This window comes from Planctomycetaceae bacterium (assembly GCA_041398785.1).
In the GTDB taxonomy this organism is placed as follows: Bacteria; Planctomycetota; Planctomycetia; order Planctomycetales; family Planctomycetaceae; genus JAWKUA01.
Genome location: JAWKUA010000028.1, coordinates 36552 through 61440 on the forward strand (window position 1 = coordinate 36552; position 24889 = coordinate 61440).

General features: G+C 60.3%; 21 protein-coding genes. 6 read left to right on the forward strand and 15 right to left on the reverse strand.

Translation table 11 applies throughout. From position 1 onward, the window contains the following. Positions 1 to 26: 26 nt before the first annotated feature. On the reverse strand, positions 27 to 1346 hold the full coding sequence (hflX, locus tag R3C19_23770; protein ID MEZ6063376.1) for a GTPase HflX: 1320 nt from the start codon (positions 1344 to 1346) through the stop codon (positions 27 to 29). A gap of 274 nt (positions 1347 to 1620) precedes the next feature. Between hflX and queC the strand changes: the two genes are divergently transcribed. Together queC and R3C19_23780 are read left to right on the forward strand one after the other, a co-directional pair. After that, a complete protein-coding gene (gene queC / locus R3C19_23775; GenBank protein MEZ6063377.1) occupies positions 1621 to 2313 on the forward strand; it encodes a 7-cyano-7-deazaguanine synthase QueC in 693 nt (230 codons plus the stop codon). Beyond that, positions 2310 to 3008 (forward strand): 7-carboxy-7-deazaguanine synthase QueE, encoded by a 699-nt coding sequence (locus R3C19_23780; protein ID MEZ6063378.1) that lies wholly within the window; start codon positions 2310 to 2312, stop codon positions 3006 to 3008. Before queC ends, R3C19_23780 begins: the two co-directional genes overlap by 4 nt. Before the next feature lie 212 nt (positions 3009 to 3220). Here the strand turns inward: R3C19_23780 and R3C19_23785 are convergent, their stop codons facing one another. Continuing rightward, complete coding sequence (locus R3C19_23785) at positions 3221 to 5122, reverse strand: hypothetical protein (GenBank protein ID MEZ6063379.1); 1902 nt, start codon at positions 5120 to 5122, stop codon at positions 3221 to 3223. Positions 5123 to 5183: 61 nt separating this feature from the next. Continuing rightward, positions 5184 to 6395, reverse strand: coding sequence for a cofactor-independent phosphoglycerate mutase (locus tag R3C19_23790; GenBank protein ID MEZ6063380.1), 1212 nt, complete (start codon positions 6393 to 6395; stop codon positions 5184 to 5186). 262 nt (positions 6396 to 6657) lie between these two features. On the opposite strand from R3C19_23790, the gene R3C19_23795 reads away from it, so the two are divergent. Continuing rightward, entirely contained in the window at positions 6658 to 6951 is a 294-nt protein-coding gene (locus R3C19_23795) for a hypothetical protein (protein MEZ6063381.1), read from the forward strand. 272 nt (positions 6952 to 7223) lie between these two features. Further along, entirely contained in the window at positions 7224 to 7820 is a 597-nt protein-coding gene (locus tag R3C19_23800) for an HNH endonuclease (protein ID MEZ6063382.1), read from the forward strand. A 145-nt stretch (positions 7821 to 7965) separates the two neighbouring features. On the opposite strand, the gene hisG is transcribed toward R3C19_23800, so the two are convergent. Next, on the reverse strand, positions 7966 to 8844 hold the full coding sequence (hisG, locus tag R3C19_23805; protein ID MEZ6063383.1) for an ATP phosphoribosyltransferase: 879 nt from the start codon (positions 8842 to 8844) through the stop codon (positions 7966 to 7968). A 200-nt stretch (positions 8845 to 9044) separates the two neighbouring features. Then, positions 9045 to 9434: a phosphoribosyl-AMP cyclohydrolase gene (gene hisI / locus R3C19_23810; GenBank protein MEZ6063384.1), complete on the reverse strand. Its 390-nt coding sequence runs from the start codon at positions 9432 to 9434 to the stop codon at positions 9045 to 9047. Between the two features lie 413 nt (positions 9435 to 9847). Here hisI and cysC point away from each other — a divergent pair, with 413 nt between their 5' ends. Both cysC and R3C19_23820 read left to right on the forward strand, forming a co-directional pair. After that, positions 9848 to 10459 (forward strand): adenylyl-sulfate kinase, encoded by a 612-nt coding sequence (cysC, locus tag R3C19_23815; GenBank protein MEZ6063385.1) that lies wholly within the window; start codon positions 9848 to 9850, stop codon positions 10457 to 10459. A gap of 503 nt (positions 10460 to 10962) precedes the next feature. Continuing rightward, positions 10963 to 11925 carry a thioredoxin family protein gene (locus R3C19_23820; protein MEZ6063386.1) on the forward strand — a complete coding sequence of 321 codons (963 nt, stop codon included), beginning with the start codon at positions 10963 to 10965 and terminating at the stop codon, positions 11923 to 11925. 82 nt (positions 11926 to 12007) lie between these two features. Here the strand turns inward: R3C19_23820 and R3C19_23825 are convergent, their stop codons facing one another. The 10 genes from R3C19_23825 to R3C19_23870 form a co-directional block, all read right to left on the reverse strand. After that, entirely contained in the window at positions 12008 to 13387 is a 1380-nt protein-coding gene (locus tag R3C19_23825) for a helix-turn-helix domain-containing protein (protein ID MEZ6063387.1), read from the reverse strand. Positions 13388 to 13456: 69 nt separating this feature from the next. Beyond that, positions 13457 to 13768 (reverse strand): hypothetical protein, encoded by a 312-nt coding sequence (locus tag R3C19_23830; protein ID MEZ6063388.1) that lies wholly within the window; start codon positions 13766 to 13768, stop codon positions 13457 to 13459. Between the two features lie 33 nt (positions 13769 to 13801). After that, complete coding sequence (locus tag R3C19_23835) at positions 13802 to 14869, reverse strand: hypothetical protein (protein MEZ6063389.1); 1068 nt, start codon at positions 14867 to 14869, stop codon at positions 13802 to 13804. 192 nt (positions 14870 to 15061) lie between these two features. Continuing rightward, on the reverse strand, positions 15062 to 17314 hold the full coding sequence (locus tag R3C19_23840) for a glutamine amidotransferase (protein ID MEZ6063390.1): 2253 nt from the start codon (positions 17312 to 17314) through the stop codon (positions 15062 to 15064). 139 nt (positions 17315 to 17453) lie between these two features. Beyond that, the gene (locus R3C19_23845) at positions 17454 to 18167 is read right to left on the reverse strand and encodes a Uma2 family endonuclease (protein MEZ6063391.1); all 714 of its coding nucleotides are present in this window, start codon (positions 18165 to 18167) and stop codon (positions 17454 to 17456) included. A 177-nt stretch (positions 18168 to 18344) separates the two neighbouring features. Continuing rightward, positions 18345 to 20810, reverse strand: a complete 2466-nt coding sequence (locus R3C19_23850; GenBank protein ID MEZ6063392.1) for a BatA domain-containing protein — start codon at positions 20808 to 20810, stop codon at positions 18345 to 18347. Between the two features lie 177 nt (positions 20811 to 20987). Beyond that, positions 20988 to 21362 carry a hypothetical protein gene (locus R3C19_23855; protein MEZ6063393.1) on the reverse strand — a complete coding sequence of 125 codons (375 nt, stop codon included), beginning with the start codon at positions 21360 to 21362 and terminating at the stop codon, positions 20988 to 20990. 53 nt (positions 21363 to 21415) lie between these two features. Next, on the reverse strand, positions 21416 to 21991 hold the full coding sequence (locus tag R3C19_23860) for a hypothetical protein (protein ID MEZ6063394.1): 576 nt from the start codon (positions 21989 to 21991) through the stop codon (positions 21416 to 21418). Positions 21992 to 22164: 173 nt separating this feature from the next. Next, positions 22165 to 22635, reverse strand: a complete 471-nt coding sequence (locus R3C19_23865; GenBank protein MEZ6063395.1) for a universal stress protein — start codon at positions 22633 to 22635, stop codon at positions 22165 to 22167. A 370-nt stretch (positions 22636 to 23005) separates the two neighbouring features. Continuing rightward, positions 23006 to 24817 (reverse strand): hypothetical protein, encoded by a 1812-nt coding sequence (locus R3C19_23870; protein MEZ6063396.1) that lies wholly within the window; start codon positions 24815 to 24817, stop codon positions 23006 to 23008. Positions 24818 to 24889 lie beyond the last annotated feature (72 nt).

Consider the following 24889-nt stretch of genomic DNA (forward strand, 5'->3'; position numbering starts at 1 on the left):
TTCAACTCGCGCCTTCAGCCTTGTGCCTACATTCTTGCCCCGACGGCTTCCTGCAGATACCGAATACTGGTGTCCGGTTCGTCGATCGTGTTGGCGAACAGTTTCGGCATGCGACACGTGATGCGGACGCGTCCGGCGGATTCGTCCGTGTAGCTGCGGTCGAGTTCCTCCGCATGCTGTGACAGCCAGGCAAACAGCCGGCCATTACCGGACGGCGTTTCGATTTCGGCCGTCACGAATCCTCCCGACAGACGTTCGGCGACGACCTTCGCCAGCCTGTCGACTCCGTCACCCGTCGCGGCGCTGACAGTGATCGTGTCGTCGTAATGCCGTCGCAGGATGTCGATCACGGAACGGTCCTGAATCTGGTCCACCTTGTTCAGCACCAGCAGAACGTTCTTCGCGCGGATGCCGATTTCGTCCAGCACCTGGTACACGGTCTGAATCTGTCGTTCGGCTTCCGGATTGGCGGCGTCCACAACGTGCAGCAACAGGTCGGCGTGGCGGGCTTCTTCCAGAGTCGACCGGAACGAAGCGACCAGGTCGTGAGGCAGATTTCGCACAAATCCGACGGTATCGCTGAGCAGCACGTCGCCGTAGCCCGGAATTGCCCAGCGCCGCGTGCGAGTATCCAGCGTGGCGAACAGCGCGTCCTGAATCAGCACATCGGCTCCCGTCAGAGTTCGCATCAGTGTGCTCTTGCCGGCGTTGGTGTAGCCGACCAGCGACACTGTGGGTTGCTCGCGCCGGCAGGAAACGGTTCGTTCCCGTCGCTGTTCGACTTCCTTCAGCTTGCGTTTGAGTTCGGAAATGCGCCTGTCGATCAGCCGGCGGTCCGTTTCAAGCTGCTTTTCCCCCGGTCCGCGCCCGGCACCGATACCGCCCGTGATGCGCTCCAGGTGAGTCCACATGCGTTTCAGGCGAGTACGAAAGTACTGCAACTGCGCCAGTTCGACCTGCAGCATGGCTTCATAGGTGCGAGCATGCGTGGCGAAGATATCCAGAATGACTTCGCTGCGGTCGACGATCGGCTTTTCGATGGCCTGTTCCAGCGACCGGCCCTGCGACGGTGTCAGGTTGTTGTCAAAGACAACCATTTCCGCGCCGGTCGATTCCACCATTTGCCGCAGTTCTTCGACCTTGCCGGTCCCCAGGCAATGCGCGGGATGCGGAGTATCGCGGAACTGCACAATCTCACCGACGACGTTGACTCCTGCCGTCCTGACAAGTCCCTTCAATTCGTCGAGTGCCTGTTCCTTTGACAGAACGTCGTCCGGATCGAACACTCCGGCCAGCACGGCCTTCTGGTCGGCAACTTTCAACTGATCGCGTTTTGGATCGCCCAAGTGGTTTGCTTCCTGACGAAAAAAGCGGGGAATCTTCGGGAAGCACCGTCTTCCCGCAGGACATTCGGATAATCCTACCGTCACACTGACACGCGGCCAATTGAAATGTTCGCGCGGGAACACGGTGACCGTTCACGCTGATCGTTCGCTGTCGCACGCCGGTCAGCTACCGTGCGTCATCGCGTGTGCGACCATCGCTCATTTGACGATCCTGTCTGAACATTCTGAATCCGTTTCCCGGATCGACTGCCACCGGCCGATCCGACAACCAGCCATGCCTGAACCCAAAGCCGTTGTTCTTGTCAGCGGAGGACTCGATTCCGCGACCGTCCTGGCAATCGCGAGCAGCGAAGGATTCGAGCTGCACGCGATTTCGTTCGACTACGGCCAGCGACACCGCTTCGAACTGGAAGCCGCGGCGAAGGTCTGCACCGCGAATCAGGTGGCCAGCCACGTCGTGTTTCGCCTCGACACTGGCATCTTTCGCGGTTCTGCGCTGACGAATGATATCCCGGTGCCGCATGACCGGTCCGACGACGAGATCAGCGGCGGAATTCCGGTCACCTACGTTCCGGCGCGGAACACGATCTTTCTGTCGGTGGCGCTCGGGCTGGCGGAATCGATCGGCGCCGATACGCTCTTCATCGGGGTCAACGCGGTGGACTACAGCGGCTATCCGGACTGCCGGGCGGAGTTCATTTCGGCATTCGAAGCGATGGCCAATCTGGCGACGAAGGCCGGTGTGGAAGGTCGCCGACTGACAATTCGGACGCCGCTGATTTCGATGACAAAGGCGCAGATCATTCAGCAGGGACTGCGGCTGAATGTCGACTACGGACTGACGCACAGTTGCTATGATCCGTCGCCGGTCGGGCTCAGTTGCGGCGCGTGCGATTCGTGCCGGTTGCGGCTGAAGGGTTTCGCCGAAGCAGGAGTCAACGATCCCATACCGTATGCTCACTCGTGACAAGCCGCAGCGGACTCATGTTTATTTCCGAGATCTTTGAGTCCTTTCAGGGCGAAGGCCCGTGGGCCGGAACGCCGTCGCTGTTCATCAGGACGTCCGGCTGCAATCTGCGCTGCTGGTTTTGCGACACGCCCTACACATCGTGGAATCCCGAAGGCGAACAGAAGTCGCTGGACGAACTGCAGCGGGTGGTCGAAGCGTGCTCCGCGGGACACGTGGTGATCACCGGCGGCGAACCGATGCTGGCCCCGCAGCTCACGGAACTCACGGAACTCTGCCGCGCCGCGGGCCGGACGATCACGATCGAAACAGCGGGGACCGTCGATCGGTCCGTCGAATGCGACCTGATGGCGATCAGTCCCAAGCTGGAAAACTCCACCCCCGAAGACGCCCACTGGTCGGTCCGCCATGAAGAAACCCGTCACCAGCCGGCCGTCATCCGGTCTCTGCTGACTCGCTACGACGGAATTCTAAAATTCGTGATCGACTCATCCGAAGATATCAGCGGCGTGCTGGCCTACCTGCGCGACTTTCCGATGGTCAGCCCGGATCGAGTCTGGCTGATGCCGCAGGCCCGCACTGCCGGGGAACTTGCCGAGAAGACTCAGTGGATTCAACAAGCAGCCGAAGAATCAGGATTCCGCTTCTCACCGCGCCTGCATGTGGAACGCTACGGAGACCGTCGCGGAGTTTGAAGCTCACGCGCTGCGTTTGTGCCGCTCGGTGAATCGGAATGTTGCATCGCGTCGGGCTGCAGGAAGCCGATGACGCCTGGTGAAAAGGCCGAACAGCCTGATTGCAGCGTCGGACCTGCGCGGCTGGCCCTGTGCCCCATCTTCCGCTGAACGCAGAACAACCTCACTCTCCCGCGTGGCAGCAGTTGCGAGAATTGTGCCGCCGCGGTGGCTTACGGCTTGCGGATGAAATGCGACGCGTAGCTGCGAACCTGGCGACCGTTCAGCACGTGGAACATTCTCAGCTTTTCGATCGTGGCCGTCCCGAAACGGTTGAGCGGCACATGAACGATCTTCTTCTTGTATTTGCGGGCCAATCGTCGCCAGCCTGCGCCGGGCGGCAGGTGGCTCATCAAAGCAATGTGTTTTTCGCGGCTATAGTGCAGGCCGGCGGCAATAATGCGTTCTTCCAGAGTGTCGGTGAAATCAAACCGAGCGTCGCGAAACACGTCGGGAATCGGTCGCGGCGGAAACAGAAACATGCAGCCTCCGTAGCGCGCCAAAGCAATGCCGGGGCCGACAAGTTCCTTTGTAAAGTCCGTGGCGAACAGTGACAGCGTGCTTTCGTCGTGGTGTTCGGCGTGCCAGGTAATTCGCCAGGGATAGTCGCGGGGATCCGCGGGCGAATCAAACAGCATCACAACACAGTCCAGCTTGCCGCGGGCCGGAGGAAACACGCGGACGAACAGGTCTCCCGTGTGCCAGTTCCGCAGTGTCTCACGAATATCCAGTCCGTCCTTCAGGCTGGCACTGAACTTTTCGGTCCTGGCAAGGTCGTTGCCGATCATGTCCAGCGCAACATCTTTGACGTGCGTTCGAAAACGTTCGATCGAAGTGTCTTCCGGCGGCCAACTGCACTGACCGAACGGGTTCCAGGTTTTCTGCCACTGAATCTGCTGCCGACGATCGGGGCGAGCGTTCAGACGGCAGCTTCGCCACGCGACGGGGTGACCCGGCAGTCGGCTGACGACTTTCAGATGGTCGGAATCCGGCAGGACGACCCGATCTACTCCGAAGCGGACTTCCGGAAAGTCGCCTGACGCGTCAAACGGATAGGCGCGGGCGGTTTCCGCGAGATGAATGGCGTACTGATCTCCGGCAATCTGTTGTGCCGCCGTGACGAGAGTATACAGGTCGGGAGTAAACCGGCGTTCGATCAGCGACAGATTGCGAATGTACTTCAGGCAGGACGTCAGCAGTTGCGGAGTGATCGGCCGGGCGCGCGATTCGAATTCCTCCCGGTAACGATCGCGGGAAGCCAGCAGCAGCGATTTGATGCCGTCGATCGACAGGTTTTCGTCATCGTCCAGTTCCGCTCGCGCCAGTTCGTACAGCCCCGTGATGAACGGAAGTTCGCCGAGCATAAACGTCAGCGTGCGGGGTTCGACGGAAAAAATGCGAGCGGGATTGATCGGTTCCGGAGGCGCCGGCGGCGGATCGACGGCTGACTGGAACGCGTCGCGAATCCACGGCCAGTCCAGAATACCGCAGACAAACAGGATCGATTGAAAGTTTCTGACCAGCCGATGCAGCTCACTGGCCATCCAGTGAATGCGAGCAACCTGCGACGGTTCGGCCGGCGCGGACACGGCCGGCAGCACGGCGGCCGCGAATTGGTCCGATGCGACTCGCTTCAGAGCATAAGGATCGGGCAGCGCCGCGGCTCGCGGAAGGTAGTGTTCGTTTTCGATATCGATGAAGGCTCGCGGAATATGTTCCTGCATCGCAATTCGCAGTGCCGCGATCACCGGCTGACACGGATCGATGGGAACGTAGCTGGCTCGCCCGTCACTGTCGTCGTCGTCATCCTGATCGTCGTCGTCCGGCGAGTACGGTTCGCTGCCTGAAAATCGCCCGGCAGGTTCCCGCTGAAGCACCACCGACACACTGGGCAGCATTTCGACGGCTGCCTCCACTTCCGTCTGAAACGACGGCGGCAGCGGCACGGCAATACAGTCGAATGACTGTGACAGCATCAGCCGCCGCACCTCAACAGCAAAGTCGCCGCTGCCGTGAATCACCGGAAGTACGGTGATCTGTCGTCCCAGTCGCAGCACATCGGAGATCTCACCCATTTCAATTGTCCATTCGCACCGCGGGTCCGGCGCAGACGACGTTGCCGCGTGGTCCCGGCGTTTACCGTTTCAGAAACGTCTCCATCAGCCGGAAACCTTCGTCAAAAACGACATCCGATTCCCTGGCGGCGGGCTCGTTGTACGTCTGCGGAGCGTTCGGCGAGACTCCCGTTCCGCACATGGCAAACGGGCAGTATCCGTGACTGTGAGTCTTTGTGCGCAGAAACGTGGGGTGATCAGGACTGATCAGCATCCGGTATTCACCCTGTGATTTCAGCCAGTCGTGAACCGGGCCGACGATGTCGCGGTCAATGTGCTCAACAGCTTTGATTTTTTCGGCGACGTTGCCTTCGTGAGACGCCTCGTCAGTGGCTTCGACGTGGACAACAATGAAATCGATGTCGCTGCGTTTGAGCGTTTCGATTGCGGACCGTCCCTTCGCAGCGTAGTCGGTATCAAGGTACCCGGTGGCTCCTTCCACTTCGATAACTTCCCAGCCAATCAGTCGCCCCATGCCTCGCAACAGGTCAACGGCGGTAATCACTGCCCCGCGAACATGGAACCGGTCGAAGAACGGTTCCAGCGCCGGACGCCGGCCGAGTCCCCACAGCCAGATCTGAGTCGCCGGAAGTTCGCCGGCTGCTTTGCGTGCCGCGTTCGGCGCGGCGTCGGCAAACAGGATTCGGCTGCGCTGCATGAGTTCCCTCAGCAGTTTTGAACCGGGGCCAGCGGGCAGAAAGGCGGCGATCGGCTGATCGGTGATGTCATGCGGCGGCGTGCCGGATGTTTCCGCCGTAAACGGAGCCGCTTCGCCGAGCGCGCGATAGATCAGCAGATTGCGATAGCTGACTCCCGCGTGAAAATTCCAGGGACTGTCGGCTGACTGATCGCGCTGCAGAATTCCGATCAGCGCGTGAGCGTCAGCGCTGGGAATCTGACCGGCCGTGAAACTCTTCATCACGTCGTCGATAACCGTCACCAGATTGCAGCGAACGGCCCAGTCATCTGCCCCCAGTTCGATTCCCTGAGCAGCCGCTTCAATGGGAGCTCGGCCGGTATGGAACTTCAGCGTGTCATAGCCGAACAGCGTCATCGTGCCGACGTCGCTTCCGGACGGCATACTGGCCGGAACATTGTCAGTGCGCCCCACAATGCCGGCCGCCGCGACGGCATCCATGTTGGGAATCTCAGCCGCCTGCAGCGGAGTTCGCCCGCCAAGAGACGGCTGCGGCTCATCGGCGACACCATCGGGGATGATCAGGACTGATTTCATAGTACGGTTCAAAACGGCTATCGTGTGACAGAGGAAGCGAGACTGTAAGCGCTGTCGGACGATTCGCAAGGCCGAGTGATTCTCGCAGAACACCAGGACACGCCGTGGCGATTCACGACGGAAACGACCGCCGAATGCCGTACTGCATTCTTCCGCCGTATCGGATTTTTGAACCAGGATTTTGAACCAGGATTTTGAACCAGGATTTTGAACCAGGATTTTGAACCGGGATTTTGAACCGGGATTCTTGAGACACTGCGCCATGACCGTCGACGATTTACTGACGTCTGCAACAAACGATCCGAATCCGCCCGAAGGTCTTTCCCCGGAATTGACCGCGTTGTGGCATGCGAAGGCCGACAACTGGGACACGGCTCACGGGATCGCCCAGGACATTGCGACACCCACCGGCTCCTGGATTCATGCGTTACTGCACCTGATTGAAGGCGACATCGGCAATGCCGGCTACTGGTTCCGAAGTGCCGGCAAACGGTCGCGGACCGTCGCGGAAATCGACGAACTGTGGCGGGAAATTGCAGCAGAACTGCTGCCGTGATTCGCCATAAGACCGCGGTATTCGCCATGAGACCGCCGGCGGAGGCGTCAAAAACGCACGAAATGCCGCACACCGGCACGCGTCGCGCGAACTTGCGTCGACCCTGGTGCGTCCCGGACAGCAGGACACTCGACTTCGCGTCCTTTAACCGGACATTAACTTCCTCACTGGCACGCCATGAATTCAGCCGGTAGGGTATTGCACACTGAAAGACCAATCGGAACGGTGAGCCGGCAGCGCCGGTTTCACAAAGCGTGATGGGAATCGGTACGGTGGTAACCTCAGTTCTTCAGAGACCGACACTTGTTCTGAACCGCAACTGGCAGCCGGTTGGCGTGGCCACGGTCGGTCGCTCCCTGATGAAGGTCTGGAACGAATCGGCTCGCATCGTCGATCCCGCTGACTTCACGCAGTATTCGTGGGAAGACTGGGCACGGCTGCAGCCGAAGGATGAAGAACTCTTTATCCAGACGCCATGGCTGAAGCTGCGAGTTCCGGAAGTTGTCACGCTGACTCACTATGACCGGATGCCGGCCAACGTCGTGGCGTTCAGCCGTCGCAACGTCTTTAAGCGAGACAACTTCACGTGCCAGTATTGCGGTTGCCGTCCCGGCAGCGAGGAACTGACGATTGACCACGTCACTCCGCGTTCGCAGGGAGGAACATCAAGCTGGACGAACTGCGTGCTGGCGTGCGTTGACTGCAATCATCGCAAGGCTGCACGCACTCCGGAACGAGCCGGCATGCCGCTGAAGAAGCGGCCGACTCGGCCAATCTGGAACCCCACATACGCTCGTCACGGAATTCGACTGGAAAGCTGGTCGAAGTTTATCAGCGACGCGTACTGGAATCTGGAACTGGAAGAATGACGCTGTCGCCGGCGAGCGACGCGTCGAACCACTGAGAAGCCCGGCGGCGATCGCGCTGCCGGGCTTCATTCTGCGCGGATCCCGCGAGTTCCGGTTCCGCATGCCGCCAGTTCAGACACAGGCGATTCCGTGAAAACCAGCGCCGTCAGTCAATGATCTTGCTGATCGGAAACTCGACAATGCCCCGAGCTCCGCTGGCCTTCAATTGCGGGATTGCGGTGCGCACCAGCGTTTCGTCAACAATGGTGCTGACCGCCACCCAGTCCGGATCCGACAGGTGCGAAACCGTGGGAGTCTGCAGTGCGGGCAGGCTGCTGACGACTGCCGCCAACTGATCCCGGTGTACGTTCATCATCAGCCCGACTTTGCCTTCCGCGTGCAGGCACGACTGCAGCATCAGCGCGATGTTTTCGATCTTGTTGCGAATCCAGTCGTCGGCATAGCTGTTGTGGTTGGCGATAAAGCGTGTCGTGCTCTGAATTACCTCGTCCACAATCCGCAGATTGTTGGCTCGCAGCGAACTGCCGGTTTCTGTGACTTCCACGATCGCGTCCGCCAGTTTGGGTGGCTTGACTTCGGTGGCTCCCCACGAAAACTCCACCGACGCCGAAACGCCGTGCTTTTCCAGATAGGCTTTCGTCAGGCCCACGGCTTCCGTTGCGATGCGTTTTCCCTGAAGGTCCGTGACCGACTGAATCGGAGAATCTTCCGGAACGCACAATACCCACCGTACGGGACGCCGACTGACCTTGGAAAACCGGAGTTCGCAGACTTCATGCACGTCGGCCTGAGTTTCCAGCACCCAGTCGTGACCGGTGATCCCGGCGTCCAGAATTCCGTTGGCCACGTAGCGAGCCATTTCCTGGGCACGGATCAGCAGACATTCAATGTCGTCATCGTCGACCGTCGGAACATAGGACCGCGACGCGAATTTGATGTTGTAGCCGGCTCGGCGAAAGAGGTCGGCGGTCGATTCCTGCAGGCTGCCGGCCGGAATGCCCAGTTTTAGGATCTGTTTCGTCATAAGAATCGCTGGTTGCAGTTACTGGATGCACATGAACACCGCCGCGGCCGCTGAATGCCCCGGCATCGGCCAGCTCCGGCGACATTCGTCTTCCGAAGAGGCGTCGTGTTATTTTTCGGATGGAAGTCAGACGGGGCTCAGCTTTCGTCCCTTCGCCGACCGGTCAGATGAATCGCGCAACACAAGCAGCTGCCATACAACTAGCTGCCATAGACGTCAGCCGGGTCAAACACGCGATCACCTTCAACAGCGACATTACCCGTGGCAGGATCGACACGGCGAAAGAAACAGCTTCGATATCCTTCGTGGCAGGCGGCTCCGCCCACCTGATGAACTTTGACAAGCAGCGTATCAGCATCGCAGTCGAAGTAGATGGATTTCAGTTCCTGAACGTTGCCGCTTTCTTCACCTTTGCGCCAGAGTTTCCGCCGGCTGCGACTGTAGTAGCAGACGCGTTGAGTGCTGAGCGTTTCACGATACGCGGCTTCGTTCATCCACGCCATCATCAACACGTCGCCGGTCTCTGCGTCCTGAGCGATCGCGGGGATCAGTTCGGATTTCGAAAAATCAGGGCCGGAATGGGAGGTCATCGAAGAACTCGGTTGATGAGATTTCAGCGGCAGCCAGGCAGCGCTTTCGGGTGACGGAAGGACGACCTTCGCGGGTACGGGCCGACTCAGGAAAGCCGCACAGCGTAGCAGCCCGGCGGGGTTCTCTCCAGCGCGGCGAGGCGATCCCTTACCGATTCCTAAGAGCTTTCGCAGTCACGCTTTGCAGCTCACGCTGAGCCTGTGATTCGTCGATTTCCGCATGCCGTTTTCTATGCGAAACCGACAGGTTGCCGGTGTTGAGAACCGCTATTTTGTCGGACCAATATACTTGCGGACACTTGTCCCGACCCTATCATCCGCAGCTTCCCTTGAATCGCCGCTGACATCGGAGCGGCAGTTTCCAAAGGCAGCCGTACGAAATCTCGAAGTGGAATCCCGGAAAGTCCAGGTTAATGGCGGAACAAAAAGCAACCAACGTCACATGGCACGATCATAGCGTGACGCGCGAAGAGCGGCAGAAGCTGAATCGCCACAAAGGCGTTGTGTTGTGGTTCACGGGTCTGAGCGGCTGTGGAAAAAGTACGGTGGCAAATGCCGTCGACCGGATGCTGCACGACGCCGGCCGGCACACCTTTGTGCTCGACGGTGACAACATTCGCATGGGCCTGAACAAGAATCTCGGGTTCTCGCCCGAAGACCGCGTCGAAAATATCCGCCGGATCGGTGAAGTCGCGAAGCTGTTCGCCGACAGCGGCGTGATTGTGTCGACGGCGTTCATTTCGCCCTACCGCGAAGATCGCGACAAAGTGCGAGCCCTGCTTCCCCAGGGAGAGTTTCTGGAAGTCTACGTGAAAGCCAGTCTGGAAACGTGCGAAAGTCGCGACCCGAAAGGCCTGTACAAGAAGGCCCGCGCCGGTGAGATCAAGGGGTTCACCGGAATCGATGCGCCGTACGAAGAGCCCACCGCTGCGGAGATCACGCTGGATTCTGACAGCAAGGGGATTGAAGAGCTGGCGAACGAAGTCATTGCACACCTGAACAAGAACGGATATCTGTCGGCATAGAAGCTGAGAGTTCTGAGTTGTTGTATCCTGACTGGTGCCAACGGATGTGATGTTGACCGTGAATTAAGGATTGATCGACCCGGTTCTGACGCAGGCGGAGTTTGTCACCGCGACGGTCATCAGTCACAAAACGGATGACGAAGCACCCGAAATCACCGTTCAACCGAAACCCTTCCCCGGGCTGCGGCCCGTTTTCCCGGCAGCGATGATGCTGCTTTCCCGGTCGACGAAAGAATCGCAACCGGTCAGCCCTCCGCAATCGGCGCGTTGACCACATTCACTCACGCGGACACGTCCTGTGTCCCAACCCGCGGGCCAGTTTCCAATGCCAGGCCGCTGCTTCTGCAGTGCCTGTGACATTGCCTGACGTTTTCCTGACTGCAATGGATGCTTCGAAGCACGGATCGTTTCGAATCTGTATCAGCCTGAGGTCTGCGGGCTCCCTGCCCGGATGGAGTCGCTGTCGGGGAGTCGCTGTTTGAAAACAGGAAAGGAAGCATTCGATGTCTGCGGTGTCCGTGACAGCGATCGTTTGTGTTTGTTTTCTCGGCCCGGTGCCCGGTTCTGAAACCACCGGCGACAACAAAGGGCTGGCGGCTCCCGTCGGAATGACGGCCGGATCTCCCGGCGGCGAATGGCAGCATTCGCTGGAAGAAGCCCGGGCACTTGCCGAACAGTACCAGTTGCCGCTGCTTCTGCATTTCGAAGCGACCTGGTGCGGGCCGTGTCGCAAGATGGAAAGCGACGTGCTGAATCAGCCGCAGGTCGCCTATCTGCTCGGCACGAAAGTCGTTGGAGTTCGAATTGACGCGGACCGCAATCCCGAACTGATTTCCCGCTTCGCCATCCGGACTTTGCCGACGGAACTCGTCATCCGGCCGGATGGCAGTCAGAGCCCGCTGCAGACCGGAGCACTCTCGCTCAGCAGCTACATCGCTCGCCTGGAACGCCTTGCCGAAAGAACCGGCGACGGTCGGTCGCAGGTTGCTTTGAACCAATCCGGGGCAAACGCCGGTGACGGTTCAGAATCGGGTCGCGAAACGACGCGGAGTTGCCTGATCGTCGAACACGACGGAAAGATGGTGGGACTCGGCGGATACTCCCCCGTTGCTCTGTGTCAGTCACGCGAATGGCGCAAGGGCAGCGAAGAATTCGTTGTCAACCACGAAGGCGTCGACTACTTCCTGCAGTCAGAAGAAGAAGTCGCGTTGTTTCAGAAGGACGCCTATCGGTTCATTCCGCGGCTGCACGGCTGTGACCTGGTGGAACTCTTCAGCGAAAACCGTGCGACCATCGGAGCCATTGAATATGGGGCCGTCTACGATGGCCAGTTATTCTTTTTTGCGAGTCTGGAAAACAAAACGCGATTTCAGCGTGACCCGTCGTGGTACCTGGACGTGACGGCTGACGGCTGTCCCGACAATGCGGACGCTTTTCCGTTTCTGCATTCATCCGGCTACGAATAGCACGCTGCAGAAACTGTGACAGTCGGTCTGCGGGACCTGTCGTGCGGAAAGCTGGCGTCTGAAGCGTCAGTGGCCGCTTCCGTCAGGGCTCATCCGACTCAAGGCCCAGCGTTCTTAACCGCCGATAAAGTTTCGGGCGAGTCAGTCCCAGCCGGCGAGCGGCTTCGGCTTTGTTGCCGTTGCAGATCTCCAGCGTGCGCTGCAGGACTTCCGATTCGAAGCGAATCAGGATTTCTTCCAGCGATCGGGCAGCCACGGGCGCAGCGGGCGGGTGTCGCTGAGCTTCCATGCCGACGCGAAATGTGAACGGCAGATCCGAGACTTCCAGTCGTTCTCCGAAACAGGTCTGGCACGCCTCATAGATGACCTGTTTGAGTTCCCTGACGTTGCCGGGCCAGCGGTAGGCGGTCAGTTCGGCAGCGGCCGTTTCGCTGATCGATTCGGCCGACGTGTTGTGCAGTCTGTGGCAATTCTCGACGAAATGCTGAGCCAGCAGCAGCACGTCCGACCCGCGCGCGTGCAGCGAAGGCAGGACGATCTCCACCGTGGACAGCAGTTGCCGGAACTCGGGAAGAATCCAGCCTTCCTGCTCCGGCTGCAACAGCGGAACTTCGGAGGTCGCGGCCAGCCGAATCGACGCGGCTTCCGTGTGAAGATTCTCCAGCAGCCAGTGCTGGACTTCTCGCGGCATCCGATCGGCATCAACGAACAGCACCGTGCCGACCGGATGGTGAGCCGCACCGGCATCCGCGGTGCGGCGTTTGCCAAGTTGTCGCAGCGCGGTAAACAACTGCTCGGACGAAAGCAGCCGGCAATGCAGGGGTACGATGGCATCTTCCATATGCCGGCCCGCCACATGAATCGTCTTTGCCAGGTGTCGGCGACCACTGCCCGGTGGACCGATAATCGTGAATCCGCAGTCGGCGTCCTTCAGCAGGTGAGCCTGTTCGATGGCTCGCTGCATTGCCGGATCGCGGCCGAGAACAGAAGTTATCCCGAATCGGTTTCGGAAGTCGAGACGCAGTGCGGTGATCTCCGCGTGCAGCGACTGGCTGAGCTGCCGGGACGTGATCGTGTCTGCGGAATCGGCCGGCTGCACACTACTAAAGACGATGACTCGGCTGACAACGCCCTCTTCGTCTTCTACGGGAAGGTGGCAGATGCGAGTCTGAATCGTGCCGCGGCCCGCCAGCGGAAGTATGGCGTCGGCGAAGTGAATGTGTCCCTGCAGAACAGCGGCGGGCGGAGCGATCGCCGATGTCAGCAGATCGATCGGCTTCGCGTCCGGGGCAACGGCGAGTTCACAGACCAACCCTTCGACTTTCTCCGGCGGCCATTGCGTCTGCTGCTGCATTCCGGGGCTGAAGAACCGCACGCGACGGTCCGCATCCAGCACGCACACCGCTGACGCGGAGTTTGCCAGAATCGCATCAACCAGATTTCTGCGGCGACGAGTTTTCACAATCGTTTCACTGACCTTCACGCGGCACCGCAGACGACAACAGCGGACTGGGAATCGCCCGCACGCAAATCAGCCCCGCAACAAACGGCGCGAAGGCAGCACACAGATCAGCGGCAGCGTCACGGCAGCCAGCAGGAATCCGCCGCTCAGAACCCGCGCGCGGCTGCGCAGTTCTGTTTCCTCATTGAAAGACTCACCAACCAGCGCGTCCGTCCCGCAGGCGACGCCGCTGACGCAGATTCCAATCGCCAGCGCGGGCAGAGCGAACACAATCCCGAAGTCCACCAGAAACCATGATGCGGAGACCGCGACAAATCCGGCTGCCAGAAACGGAATCAGCAACAGCGTGTATCCGGTGTCCGGACTGATGCGATGAAACAAAGCCGCAGCCGACCGGCAGACCGACAAACAGGGCTACCGGCACACCAGCGGACTGGTCGTCAGTGTGCAGCGAAACAGCGATTCAAACAGCACACCCCACAGCACCAGGTTCCCGGTCGCGGCGATGCAGCATCCCAGCCAGAACGGCATTGGTCGAACCACCTTTGTGCCGCAGCAGGATTGTTCCTCGCAGTCGGTCGTCTCGTGCGTCCCGTTGCCCGCACTCGCGGCGCAGGAATCCGACGAAGACGCGACCGGCGCAAGTCCCTGCTTCAGCAACCCCGACACAATTGTCCGCGGAAGTTCGCCGCGCAGTCGGGAGATTCGCCCTGCCAGCAGCAACGCGGCGATTCCGATCACTCCCATCGCCAGCAGGGCACCAAATTCGTACTTCTCTTCCTTAGTCTGTGCCGCTGCTTCCGCAGCGGGATCCTCGATGTCCATAGCGGGTGACAGGGAGTCCCCGGGCCATTTCAGATCCGCGTCCCAGCCAGGCAGAACGCACGACACGATACCGGCAATTGCGGCGGCGATGAAGAAGCTGAGATTCAGCCGGTGCATTCCGTGCCAGCGATCGGTGTTCGACAGTGAGGCTTTCATTAACTCCCCGGCTGCCGACCAGCGACCGACGATACCCACACCAAAAACCAGCAGGCCGATTCCGAAGACCGCGACGTAATGCGCCAATGGGACAGTCAGTGCTCCGACCGCTATGCAGAGGGTTGCGAAGAGCCAGACTTTTTGATGCCGCCGGACGGCTTCGTCAATCGAAGAATCGTCCGGCGCGTCGGCATCCGTCCGATGACGTTTTCGAGGGCCGAAGGGATAGTTCACCAGATGCTGCTGCAGAAAGATGCCGACTGCCATTTCCAGCAGCAGCGGCATCGCAATCGGGCCCGTGAATGTTCGTGTCTGGTTCCCCGGAAGCACCGTCGAAATGACACCGACCCATAGCGCCAGAGGAAGGATGGCCGCGAAGCCTTCCAGAGCCCGACTGGCGATTCCCAGGCGGATCATCGCCGGGCGCGTGGTGCCGCCGTCGGCGCGCTTTACCTGATCGGTCATTGACGCTCTGAATTCTGAGTCGACAGCGTCGATCATGGGCGGCTTCCGTCCGGCAATCCTGCGAAGGTGCGATCATACGACAACGGGCTTCGGCGGACGAGTGGTCGGTCAGCCGTGATTCGACGAATGCAGATCCGCGCCGGATGTTCTCCCTGGTACGATTCGCTCACCATGGGCTGGATTCTTCGGGAGCGTCCGGGCTTCCGACGGAGTCGATCGTGCCGTGCGTCACACAAGTCCCCGCTTCTTTCGAATAGCCCATTCGGCGGTCAGAAGCAGCACGAACAGCAGCAGCGTGTACCAGTTGTCCCACAGGCTGATGCGCTGGGAGCGTGTTAACGCCAGACTGGGAAGTCCGTTGTCCGCCCACTGCTGCAGGCGTTCCAGCAGTGCGTCGGGGGTCAGGAAATCGCCGCCGCTGCTGTGCGCGAGTTCTCTCATCAGACCGGGATTTGCGGCCGGATTGTCGAGTTCCGGATCGCGTTCGTTGACCAGAAACCGTGTCGCGGCGCGCGAACCCACCGGCTGGCCGCCGACGGACGCGGTAACGTAGGCCCAGTAGTCTCCGGGCAGTGTGGTGCTTTCAAAGTCGGCTTCGCCCTGACCATTCACACTGCGCGCGGGCAACTGTTCTCTGCTGCCGTCCGGCAGCACGACGCTGACGTCGTACACTGCGTCCGTCAGCGGCAATCCGTCGGCATTGCGGGCTCCGAACATCAGTTGAGCACTCCGTCCGGGCATCAGGTCGCGCGGTTCGACGTTGACCCACACGGGTGAGTTGCTGTCGTCGTCCTTCTTTGTGATCCAGAAAATGACCTGCCGCCAGAATCGCTGATACGCTTCCGCTCCCCAGTCTTCGTGAACGTACCATTGCCAGGTGGTGTCGCCGGCGAACGCCAGAACCCGCGAACCTCCGACGTTTTGTCCGATCAGCAGCGGAATTCCCTGAGGAGATTCTGCCAGAACCTGCGCTAATGACGCCTGCTTCGGGAGCAGCAGAGTGGCTCCGCTTAGCGGCGGCAGTTGTTCCCAGCGCTGCCGATTCATTTCCGGTGACGCGATCTGCAGCATCGAACTTGTGCGGCCCAGCGCCGTGGGGAGCATCTGGATCGGGTCGTTCAGTTGTTCGTCCGCATCTGTCATGGCGACGGGAAGCAGGTTGGCCAGCGGAGTCCGGTGATATCCTCCGGCTCCGAAGTTGTCGTATCCGCCGGTCATCATCAGTCCGGCGCCCGCGTCGCAACACCGACGGATTGCTGCGAGTCGTTCGGGACCGAAGATCGCTGCCGGAACATCGCCGATGATGAACGCGTCGTAGTTTCCGGGTTTGAACCACTCGTCATCGAACTGATTGCGATCGGCGAATCGTCCCTTGCGAATGGGCTGGAAATCCAACTGAATGCGGCTGCTGACGGCAATTCGGTTCAGCCAGTGCTGTTCCGGCCGGATCGTGTCGAAATATGCGACGCGAATCCCGCCCTGGCGAACGCGGATGATCGTTTCAACGGCGTTGTTCGTCTTGCGAACTTCATCGCTGAGCGGAACGGCTTCCACCCGCAGCTTCAGTTCTCCGTCGTGCTGCGGTACGAACTGCAGATCCAGGACGGTATCGTCGGCCTGCGTCTTCGCTGTATGAACCAGCAGCGTGCGATTCTGCTGATCGCGGGGAATCGGCTGCATCGTGCCGGAAGTTCCGTCCTGCTGCACCAGACTGTCTTCGATCAGCACCCGGACAGTGACTTCGCGGCCGGCGATTCCCAGTGACTTCAGCCTCACCCGCAGCGGCACAACGTTGCGGACGAAGACGTCGCGACTGACATCCAGTTCGCTGACAGCGACATCCAGCGAGTTGCCGGTGATCTCGCCGCTGCCGAATACCACGCCGTAAATCGGACTATGCTGCCGGCCGAGAATCTTCGCCGGCTGAACCGGATTAATATCCTGCCGACCGGTCGACGTCTGTTTGCCGTCCGCCAGCATCAGAATTCCCGCTACGCGGTCCGATCGGGACTCGTCGGCCAGAGCCTGCAATGTCCAGCCGATGGCCGTGGATCGTCCTTCGACTTTGTCCGGCAAATTCGCGGCGGCCGACATTTCGTCCGCAAAGACTCGTGTTCGGATTTCGACCTGGTCCGACAGCCGTTCCAGCAGCGGTTCGGCTTTCTGCAATAGTTCCCGCATGGCTTCCAGACGCGTGACTCCGCCGGGGCCATCGGGCGTTTCCATGCTGCGGCTGATATCCGCCAGCACGTACAGCACCGCGCTGGACTTGTCCTGACGGTCAACGGCGAACGTGGGCCGCAGCATCCACAGCATGAGCAGCAAAGCGATCGCCAGCCGCAGAAACAGCAGCGTCCTTTGCCAGGGCTTCGAAAGCTGCCGCACTCGGCGCGGATACCCGACAGCGACTGTGGCAAACATCGCGGCGACAGCCAGCAGTAAGACAGGCCACGGCCAGATCGGGTCGACGGAAAAATTCATAGATCGCTGTCAGGTCTGATGTCCGAACTTCCAACTCTGCGACGCCCCCGGAAACGGAACAGGCGACGGGGCGGATACCGGCCACGGGACACCTGGCGGCACGGTTCTTCCATGGCGGTCACCTCGTGCGAAGTTTTTTTCAGGAGCCACCGGGCCTTTCCTTCAGAAGCCGGACGAATCGAGCATGTTCCTGGGACGCTGTGCCTCGCTGGCTTGCTTCGACGACTTTGTTCATGTCGCCCGACAGCAGCGAGTTCGCGTCGAGCCACAGGCCGGGAAACGTCTCGCTGCGGAGCACGCCGTCGCCACTGACTTCCAGCGGAACGTAGTCGCCGCCTCGCAGGACGAACCAGTCAAGTTCCCGGTCCTGAACCCGCCAGACGACGTACTCAATGACCTGATTGCGGCGATAGACGTTCTTTTTCTGGTTCATGTCGATACTGACGCTGCTGGCGGCGATCTCCGCAACCAGCTCCGGCGCGCCTTCGACGTAGTCATCGTCGCTGATTCGCACTCTGCCGCCGTACGACGGATCGATGATCAGGGCGGCGTCCGGCTGCGGTTCGTTGTCCAGGTCCAGCCGAATGGTGGCGTTGTCACCGACCAGTGTGCCGGGCGTCTGCGACTGATACAGGAACAGCCATCCAACCAGAGATGCATGCGGACTTCCGTGCTGACCAAACCGTACGGCCGCCTGCATATTGACAACTCCTTCAATCAGTTCGGCCTTGCCGTCACTGGCCATGTTCGCATACCGACGTTCGAACTCATCGCGCGTGAGCCTGTCGCCCTGCTCCAGAGGTGGCAGGCCGTGGAATGCAGTATCCCTCCGTTCGATCGATTGAATGGACATGGTTCGCTCCCGTCGCGGAACGCTGACGCACTGATGTCGAGATTGATCGGCTGAGTGTACTCTAACCCGGCCAAAAACGCGGGACAATTCGCTTCCCGCGTGGCCTGCCGTCAGTGTCGATCCAACAGCGATCCAACAGCGGATGGCGGCAGAACGAAGCCCGTGCCGGCCGTGCGATCATCCGGCCGCCGCGGCTGCCGGCGATTCCTCCGGCGCTGGTTCACCGTCGTAGAAGAAGTTGGCCATCAGGTGCTCGGCACAGAACAGCAGCAACAACAGACCGATCAGCACGGGAAACACTTCCACGCCCAGCCGGCCGACTCGAACAGCCCGCTGCAGTTCTTCCGGATCCCTGACGCGAGCGTATCGATCCTTCCCCAGAATCTCCGTCAAAGCTTCGTCTTCCATAATCGTCAGGTCGCTTTCGGCGTCGATCATGTTCATGGAAAACGCGGATTCGAAGGAAACGCCGTCGTCCGTATCGCGGACCTGATATTGCCCCGGTTCATCGGCATCGGTGATCAGCAGCGACGTGTCTTCCGGACTGAGTGTGCCGCCGGACTGTCGCAGCCGGGGTCTGGCCACCAGGTATTTTGAAAACCGCTGAGCCGCCGGGACGCTGATGTCAACCGGAGTACCCACCGTGAAGTTGTGCCTCTGGTCGGAGCCACCGGTCAGATACTGGACGATTTGCTCGGCGAACGGGACGAACACCCATTCGGCCGGCAGATCCGTCCATTCCTGGCCGCCGTTTGTCAGGTAATCGACGGCCGACGCAAACATCAGCACGCGACCTTCGCCGACGCGGCGTTCAATCAGTACCGGATAGTCAATCTGCGCTTTCAGAATCATCAGCGTCTGCGCATCGGGCGTCAGGTCCAGAGTCCAGCATTTGTAGAACGGAGTCAGATACAGGGCAGTCTGGTCTTCCGGGTACTGCAGGATGCCGCGACCGATCGGGTGTTGATTTTCAACAATTCGCAGTTGTCCCGTGTCGCCTCGAATCGTGATGGGAGTGACCGGCAGTCCCGGCAGAAGTTCGTCCGTTGCGGGTGTCCGCCAGCGAGCAGGATCCAGAGCGGACGTTCCGCCCCCCGCCACGACAAACAGCGCACCGCCGGATCGGACGTACGACGTCAGCGACGACCACAGCGACGGGTCCGGGCGCCGGCAGTTGATCAGAACGACGGCATCGAAGTTGGGCAGCGTGTGTCGCGCGAACTGCGCTGTGGAAACTTCCGTGATGTTGTAATACAGCACGCCGACTCGCTTGAGTTCTTCCGGCTGCAGGGCGTTCTTCAGGTATTTGCTTTCGTCGGTGTTGTCTGACACGAACAGAAGATCGGGCCGGGGTCGAGTGCCGAAGGTGAAGTATCGAATGTCATCGGCGGCAAGCGGATCGGACGTCGAAGTGCGAATGACTCCCTGTTGAAAACTGCCGTCAGCGCTGGCCGGAACGCGAAACGTCACCTGAGGCGGCGTGCCCGTGAAGTTCACGATCGACGGCGCGCCGATGGGAATTTCCCGGCCTTCACTGTTGATCGTGAATGCTTCGACGATCGCCTCGCGTGCTGCGAACGGCGTGGCCGAAACCGTGACGGACGCGAACACATCCCGCCCGACCACCGTCGATTCTTCGGACAAGCGCAGACTCGACAGAGACACGTTCACGGGCTGTTCCACGCTGACATCGACCAGATAGATCTGCAGCCAGTCGTGCTGAACCAGCAGATCCCGAAGTCCGCTTTCGTCGGGCTGCTGCCAGGCGGTCACGGACAGGTCGGTCAGAACATAGATTTCCCGCGAAAACAAGTCGCTGCCGCCTGCGGTACTGCCCAGATCCTGCTGAACTCGCCGGCGATCATCGACGTGTGCTTCGATGGCCCGCTTGATCATGCTGTTCAGGCTGCCGGTGACGGACCGGGTTTCCAGCGATTCGATTCGTGACTGCGTTCCCGCCAGGTCGGCCTGAAACACCACTTCGTCGTCGCCGGCATTCGACACGATCGCCGCCAGACTTCCCGTCGGCAGAACGCTGAGCTGCGCGGCTGCCGTCTGCTGAGCATGTTCCAGTCGGGTCAGATTCTCGTGTCGATACGACATGCTTTCGCTGACGTCGAATAGAAACACGGCGGCAACCGGGATGTCTTCCGCCGTGTCTTCGCGTGGCGACGTCATTTCCGCCTGAACTCGAAATCCCCACGGGACACCCACCAGCAGCAGCGCCGCCAGCAGTCCGCCGAGCACGGAGTAGGTTCGCAGCCGCCCGCGCTGGTCGCGGACAACGTGCGATGCCGCCGAGGTGCTGGCCAGCTGGCCGGATCTCCAGTAATAAAAGCCGACGCTGCCGCCGATAACGACTGCCAGCGCCGCCCATTCCCACGGACGCAGCCCATACCTGGCCGGCGGAAGCGAAGGGCGAGTCAGTGCCAGCACGGCGACAGCAATCACCACGATTCGCAGCAGCAACAGCAACAGATGACGAAGCCTCATGCGCCGCGAATTCGACGTCTGCCGGGCTTTCAACAGCCGCAGCGCCGGGAATTCCAGCTTCTTCGGCCGAGCGCGCATGATCAGATGCAGTACGACCGGAATACCGGCCAGCACCAGGCCGAAAATCAGCGGCGCATTGATCAGCGTCATGCGAACCGACCGGAGTCAGGGAAGCGGAACACGTGGACCGGCTGTGGCGAGAGCCAGTGCGGTCCATCGTTCATCGCACCGCGAACCGGAAGGTGCGTCTCAGGCCGCTCACCACTTCTGGCGGTTCCTGACGGATGCCGGAACCGCCGCGAAGTGTAGCTTTCCCGGACTTCACTGTCAGTCGCTGTATTCGTCCCAGATTTCTTCGAATTCGCGGCAGGCCTGCTGCCACGTGCTGAAGTAGCGATCCGGGTGCTCCAGCCTGGCGATCAGCAGGTCCAGGCGGTCCACGCAGCGATTCCGGTTCGCGATTCCATGATCTGCAGAACCGCGTGCTGAGGTTGCCAGAGAAGCCCGGCTCTGAGCATCGACGGCCTCTCGCAGGCAATGCAGCAACAGGCCGAGTTCACCAAAACGAGGCTCGCCGAGTTCCTCAACCTGGTTGATCCACCGCCACGTGTCCGCAGCGATCGATTGCGGCGTTGACCTGCGGCGAACGGCTGGACCCGCGTGAGAGGTTGCGGGACGGTCCTGAACAAGGTGCGCTGTCATGTGTCCGAACCCTACTTGCAGTTTGCCGGGCTTCGGAGTCGCTGAAGACGGTATCAGCGAAGTCGGTTCCCGGCGGGCAGAAAAACGTCAGCTTCCGTAATCTGAGTTTCGTCCTGTCGACGAATGCCCGCGTTCGCAATGACGGTATTGCGAACCCATTCGTGACACTGAATGCACTTCATTGTCACGTTAATCCACGCCAGAGATGCGCCGTCCAGCGAATCCTTCTGAGCCTTCTTCTGCATTTCCTCAACCGCCGTGCTGAATTCGCGGCTGTGCTGCAGATACATCACGTCGTTCGACGCTCGCCATTGTTCCGCTTTGCTCATCGTCAGCAATGCCCCGGCTGCCTTGTCGACCATCGTCATGTCATCAACCATCAGACCTTCCAGAATCTGATTCGACGCCTTCAGTTTCTGGCGCATGAAGTCCTTCAGTGTCCGCACGCGACCGTCGTCGGGTTCGTCGTCCTGCGATGACGGAGACGCCGCCGCGACCAGCGATGATGTGACCACGCGGCTGTCGTCCGCTGACTTGCCATCGTCCGTCGACAGAACCGGTCCCGCGGCCAGTCCGCCAACAACGATCATTCCGACCACAACCAACAGCATGGACGACGTCTTCTTCACGTGAGTTTCCTTTCAAAGCATCGCCACGGATTCAATGGCACCTGGCGACTCACAACTGACCATCCACGGATTTGTCAAACACCGCCAGCCGAGCCCGCAGGATCCTGCTGCTTTTTGCAGAGCATCCGAATCAAGGCCCCGCGACGCGGCGCGAGCCTCCGCGGTGCGGCAATCTACGGCATCACAAACTGATGACCTTCCGGTCGAACCGTCAGTACCGGACAGGGGGACTTGCGAACAATCTTTTCCGCGACACTTCCCAATAGCACATGCATCAGGCCGGACCGACCGTGCGTTCCGATCACGATCAGGTCGATATCCTGTTCCTTCGCGTATTGAATGATCTCGTAGAAGGTCGCACCGGTGCGCGTGGCGCGCGTGACGGGCTTGCCGTTGTTCCAGCCGTCGCCCGGCATTTCCGCCAGCTGTCGCTGCGCGGATTCTTCCAGAGCGTCGGTTTGCGCCAGCATTGCTTCACCCGAAACCATTCCGGCTTCCGGAACCAGCATGGCGGCATCGGGAACAACATGCAGCAGATGCAGTTCGCTGTCGAAACGCGCGGCAATCGCACAGCCATAATTGAGCGGCGCTTTGCTGAACTCGCTGAAGTCCGTGGGAACCAGAATCTTCTTCAGGCTGATCATGACGTTCTTTTTCTCCGCATCAGGGCGCGGGGCCGGAAAGCTTCAGGGCGCTTCAGGAAACAGGTCAGCCACAGACTCACTGGTCAGCTGCCAACTTGCCTACCGGAGGTGCCCTTAAAATGACCATTCCACACGAAGGCACAGGTTATCGATAGCATAACGTATGCCGCTTGACAGAATCACCGGCGTTGCGACGTCGGTTCCAGGCTGCTCGCCGCATCCGTCGAAAAACGGGGCGATAATCCGAAGGCCGGCAACCGTCGCCCGTCGCTGTGCCTTCTGAAAACGCGCCAATCAAGGCGCGCCATTTCGCACGACGTGACATGTGTTGTACCGAATTCGCACGAAAAAGCCCTCTGCAGAGCTGTCGTCAGTAGACATCCAATTCCACGGATTCCTGCGGTTCCAGAGCCGGGTCGGCATTGATCCGGCGCATCAGTCGTCGGCGGTCCCGTTCTTCACGGTGAGCTCGGCCCAAGGAAATCATGACGGTCATGGCCGCCAGGACACAGACGATCAGCATTGCCGGCTGGCTGAACGATTCCGTCCGCTGCTGCAGTGCTCGCTGAGCCAGCGGCGTCCCGGTTGCCAGATCACCGGAATCGACCAGTTGATGAAGCTGATCCAAAGTCGGCGTCCATTGAATTCGTCCGGCCAGCAGCAGCGGCGCCACTCGTTTGCTTTCCTGCGAACCGTAGACGTATCGCTTGAAGTAGCAGCCGGTCACGCTGACTCGATCGATGACGTCCGCGCCGACGGGAAAATCGGGCGGCAGGTCGGGCGTGACGATGACTGCCGGGTTGTGCTGCGAATCATCGGTGAACAGCCAGACTTCGTGCAGCGGCCGGCCGCCGAACAGCATTTCGTCACCGACAAAGCTGACCACGTGGCGAACATGTCCCCGCAGCGTGACCAGCTTTCCCTGCCACGCATCGGAGTGCTGAAACAGATCGACATACGTCTGAAACGCATCGGGATCCGTGCGGCAGCGTCGGTACCGCGTGATTCTGGCGTTCAGCAGGCGCTGAATGCGGGTCAGTCCGGCCGCGAGCCCGGCTTGCTTCTCCACATCGTTCGATGCGGCAAGTTTCAGTGCCGCGGCGTCGGCAGCCGCCTTGTCGCGCACTTCAGCTATCAGCGCATCGATGCGCTTCATCAGCGTTTCATCCGCAAGTCGCTGTTGTTCGGCGGCACCCGCCAGCGTCATCTGCTGCAGAGTTTCGTAATACAGCCACGTCTCTTCAGGAAGAATCCGCCGCTGCGGAACCGTGTATTGACGAATCAGGTCGGCGTAGGGTTCCGCACTGATTTGCCGCAAAGACTCGCAGTAGATCAATGGGCGAGTGTCCCACTGCTTGACGACCCAGCCCTTGACCAGGACCGGCAGCGACTGAAGACCGGCTGGCCAGCTTTCCAGTCCTCGACGGGCCGACTGCGGTGTGGTGATCGATTTGGCATCGACGACGGCCAGCGACTGTTTGCCGTCCAGCGATTTCAGCGTCCCGCGAAGCAAACGGACCGGCCGAAGCAGCGGGTTGTCAGCTTCCAGATAGCCGGTTCGCAACTCCACCGATTCCGTCGGTTCGAACAGTCCGTACAAAGCCACCGGCCGGCCGACGAAATCCTTCGGAAACCGCGTCATGTCGGCAATCAGCGAATAATGATCGCTGGCGGCGGGAGTCGTCGGCGCTGCGATTGCCGGCTGCAGAGGCGTCGCCGGCTCATCAGCATCTCGAAACGGGTTCGCCAGGTTTTTCACCGGCGGAACATTTGTCAGCGGGGCGGTCAGCGACAGATTGCCGTTTTGAAACGCCATCCGACGGACGCTGCCGAATCGATAAAAGGCCGTTTCCCAGGCCTCCGCCGGGTTGATGTCGGGCTGTTTCCAGAGCTGCTGGTATTGCTGTTCGGTGGCCTCGACCAACCGGCGATAAACCTCGGACTCCATCGGTGTCAGCCCGGGTTCGCCGTGCCGAAATTCGACGGCATCCGGCAACAGCACATCGGCGGCTGACGTTCGCTGAGCCGTCCAGTCAAACACCTGCGGCTGCGCGACGACAGCGTTGCGCTGGGGAACACCGATTCGCGACGAAGACTGAGCGTTCGCCGACTCGTGCAGCATCAACGCGACCGCCACCACCGTGAACATCGGGCAAGATGCGAGTTTTCGAGAAATGTCCATTCGCCGGCTTCCTGTCCGAGACTTGTGCGTCTGCGAAGTTTAGGAGTTTCCGGCAATAAGAATCCAGTTGAG

What these genes read in the sequence shown, in the direction of transcription:
- queC (MEZ6063377.1), top strand. Translation starts at nt 1,621, where the DNA reads ATGCCTGAACCCAAAGCCGTTGTTCTTGTCAGCGGAGGACTCGATTCC.
- R3C19_23785 (MEZ6063379.1), bottom strand. Translation starts at nt 5,122, where the DNA reads ATGGGTGAGATCTCCGATGTGCTGCGACTGGGACGACAGATCACCGTA.
- R3C19_23790 (MEZ6063380.1), bottom strand. Translation starts at nt 6,395, where the DNA reads ATGAAATCAGTCCTGATCATCCCCGATGGTGTCGCCGATGAGCCGCAG.
- R3C19_23795 (MEZ6063381.1), top strand. Translation starts at nt 6,658, where the DNA reads ATGACCGTCGACGATTTACTGACGTCTGCAACAAACGATCCGAATCCG.
- hisG (MEZ6063383.1), bottom strand. Translation starts at nt 8,844, where the DNA reads ATGACGAAACAGATCCTAAAACTGGGCATTCCGGCCGGCAGCCTGCAG.
- hisI (MEZ6063384.1), bottom strand. Translation starts at nt 9,434, where the DNA reads ATGACCTCCCATTCCGGCCCTGATTTTTCGAAATCCGAACTGATCCCC.
- cysC (MEZ6063385.1), top strand. Translation starts at nt 9,848, where the DNA reads ATGGCGGAACAAAAAGCAACCAACGTCACATGGCACGATCATAGCGTG.
- R3C19_23820 (MEZ6063386.1), top strand. Translation starts at nt 10,963, where the DNA reads ATGTCTGCGGTGTCCGTGACAGCGATCGTTTGTGTTTGTTTTCTCGGC.
- R3C19_23835 (MEZ6063389.1), bottom strand. Translation starts at nt 14,869, where the DNA reads ATGATCGACGCTGTCGACTCAGAATTCAGAGCGTCAATGACCGATCAG.
- R3C19_23840 (MEZ6063390.1), bottom strand. Translation starts at nt 17,314, where the DNA reads ATGAATTTTTCCGTCGACCCGATCTGGCCGTGGCCTGTCTTACTGCTG.
- R3C19_23845 (MEZ6063391.1), bottom strand. Translation starts at nt 18,167, where the DNA reads ATGTCCATTCAATCGATCGAACGGAGGGATACTGCATTCCACGGCCTG.
- R3C19_23850 (MEZ6063392.1), bottom strand. Translation starts at nt 20,810, where the DNA reads ATGACGCTGATCAATGCGCCGCTGATTTTCGGCCTGGTGCTGGCCGGT.
- R3C19_23855 (MEZ6063393.1), bottom strand. Translation starts at nt 21,362, where the DNA reads ATGACAGCGCACCTTGTTCAGGACCGTCCCGCAACCTCTCACGCGGGT.
- R3C19_23865 (MEZ6063395.1), bottom strand. Translation starts at nt 22,635, where the DNA reads ATGATCAGCCTGAAGAAGATTCTGGTTCCCACGGACTTCAGCGAGTTC.
- R3C19_23870 (MEZ6063396.1), bottom strand. Translation starts at nt 24,817, where the DNA reads ATGGACATTTCTCGAAAACTCGCATCTTGCCCGATGTTCACGGTGGTG.